At 33.5% G+C, this 2,298-nt stretch carries 2 protein-coding genes; both read right to left on the bottom strand.

Annotated elements, in window-relative coordinates; all coding sequences use genetic code 11:
• Nucleotides 1–114: 114 nt before the first annotated feature.
• Nucleotides 115–1,272, bottom strand: coding sequence for a restriction endonuclease (locus PL9631_RS25510; RefSeq protein WP_083618753.1), 1,158 nt, complete (start codon nt 1,270–1,272; stop codon nt 115–117).
• Complete coding sequence (yhdJ, locus tag PL9631_RS25505; RefSeq protein ID WP_083618896.1) at nt 1,253–2,140, bottom strand: adenine-specific DNA-methyltransferase; 888 nt, start codon at nt 2,138–2,140, stop codon at nt 1,253–1,255. The genes PL9631_RS25510 and yhdJ overlap by 20 nt, the downstream gene beginning before the upstream one ends.
• Nucleotides 2,141–2,298 lie beyond the last annotated feature (158 nt).

Genomic DNA, 2,298 nt, shown 5'->3' with positions numbered 1-2,298 from the left:
GTAACGTGATAATGTTCTCCCTTGGTTTCTTCCGGTTTACGAATAGCATTCCGTCTACAATCGAATTCTGGGGCCGATTCAATATAAAACGGCGACTTATGGGAATACCAATGTCTACTCATTTTCAACCCCATTTTCGTTGATCAAAATATCTTGTTCCTCTGCTTCTACATTAAATTCCACACGACTTTGTAAAACGATTTCTTCAATAACAGATGCACCTTTACCCCGTTCTAAAACCCTATCAAAATGACTGATCAGTTCGGGAATATTAATCACTTCTTCTACAGATTCCATATATTTTTTAACAATGGCTTTAATATTATATTTTTCCGTCGCTTTTTCTCTGATTTTGTTTAAGATTGTTTCAACGGTATGTTCTGTTTTCACAACAAAAGTAATTGGATATCTCTGAACCTTATCAATATCGAGAAAATATTTACCTGCATCAAGAGTTTCTGTGACTTGAAAAAATCTTCCCAGGGGTTTCATTACAAAGTCTATACCCCCATCGTTTGCGTTGGTTCGACCCGTTTTATATAAAACTAAATATTCCACATTTAGTTCATCGGGTGACCAACCCCAATATATTTGTTGGTCTGCATAATATTCCTTCAAAATGGCGTAGCTGACAATTTCAAAAACTCTTGCATCTATATTAGGTTTCAGTAAATCTTTAATAAATTTAACCGCTTGTGAAGGATCTTGTTTCTGAATATCGATCATCTGTTGACAATAGATCATAAAGTTATTGAATGCTTGACCACGCGCTGCTATATAAGCATCAATAATATCTTTAATCGCTTCAGCAATATTTATTTGAGAATTATCAATAGAACATTTTAAGAGATTTTCATTAATCCAATATTTATTGGTTTTAGAATCTCTGATTATAGGTACATAAGATGATGTGGGAAAGTATTTTTTAAATTCTTCATTTAGTCTACTATTGAGGGCATGATTTTGGAGTTTACTTCCAAATGGAAGTTCTCGTTGTCTCTGAAGAAGTCTTGTAAATTTTGCTCCTTCATAATCACTATAATTGCCATTAATATGAAACTTATTATTTAGATAGTCTTCGACCAAGACATATATAGCATAATGATTTGCAAATCCTGCTCGTGACTTGGAACCACGATTAGCAGCTTTTGTCTTAATATTTAGATATTGTAATAACTCGCTAGAATCCAAGATTTTACTTCCCTGTTCAGGAAAATATATATTTAAAATTTCAGTAATCTTATCGGTAAATTCATGCTGTACTGTCGGCATTAAAAAGCTCCTGTTGAATGAAATCAAAATTTTGAGTGTTTTTATTTCTTCTAGTCTGTTTTTTCTGTGGAGGTAATAGCTTCTCCCCTTTATATTCTTGCCATCCCAGAACTCGCCTCAGACCAATTTTAAGATACTCCTCTTGAGATTCTATACTAATAGAATTTCTTCCTAATCGTTTGGCTACCGCACCTGATGTAAATGTACCTCCAAATGGATCAAGTACAATACCACCCTCCTGACTACTAGCAAGAATTATCCTCTCTAGTAATGCTTCAGGCTTTTGGGAAGGATGGTTTTCGTATTCTTTCATAAGATATCTAACACGAGGAAAATACCAGACATTTCCGGGTATTTTTTCCGAATTATAGGGACTAGGAACCGATTTTCTATAATCAATTAACTTTCTTTGTGCGCCTGTTTTTGCTTCTACTTTAATATTATTTGAGTTAAATACATAATTACTCTTATTTTTAACGCAATAAAGTAGGGGTTCATACATTGATCCAAAGTATTTTTTGGCTTGAACTCCTGAACTATCATAATGCCATATAATGCGACTCAGAATTACTATTTTATTTCTTAAATAAAGATCAAAATATGGCATCGCTTGGGTACTTGCCATCACATATAAAGTTCCATTGGGCTTTAATATCCGAATACACTCATCCAGTAATTTATAAGCCCATACTGCATATTCCTCATCAGACTCCCATTTGTCGTGGAAATTTGAGAATTGTTTCCCGATATTGTAGGGAGGATCGATAAAAATTAGATCTACAGATTCAGATGTTATTTCACTTGACAAAATAGGTAAAGAATCACCGTGAAATATAATATGTCCCTGGTCTTCATATCGTTCAAACATTACCATTGTTTAGGAAAGTAATTTATAAACCCATAAAGTGTTTCCAGCTATTAGCGATCGCCCTAATCTAAACTTATTAAATATCACCTTAGATTAGGAATTATTATAACCTTTTTTTCACTATTTAACAACAAGTAGAACTCACAGGAGCGCAACAG

Origin of the sequence: Planktothrix paucivesiculata PCC 9631, from assembly GCF_900009265.2 — a bacterium.
GTDB classification, from domain to species: Bacteria; Cyanobacteriota; Cyanobacteriia; order Cyanobacteriales; family Microcoleaceae; genus Planktothrix; species Planktothrix paucivesiculata.
The sequence above is the reverse complement of the archived record's forward strand: the minus strand, read 5'-3'. Positions and strand labels throughout refer to the sequence as shown.

Coding starts and splice junctions, on each gene's coding strand:
- PL9631_RS25510 (WP_083618753.1), bottom strand. CDS start 1,272: ATGCCGACAGTACAGCATGAATTTACCGATAAGATTACTGAAATTTTA.
- yhdJ (WP_083618896.1), bottom strand. CDS start 2,140: ATGTTTGAACGATATGAAGACCAGGGACATATTATATTTCACGGTGAT.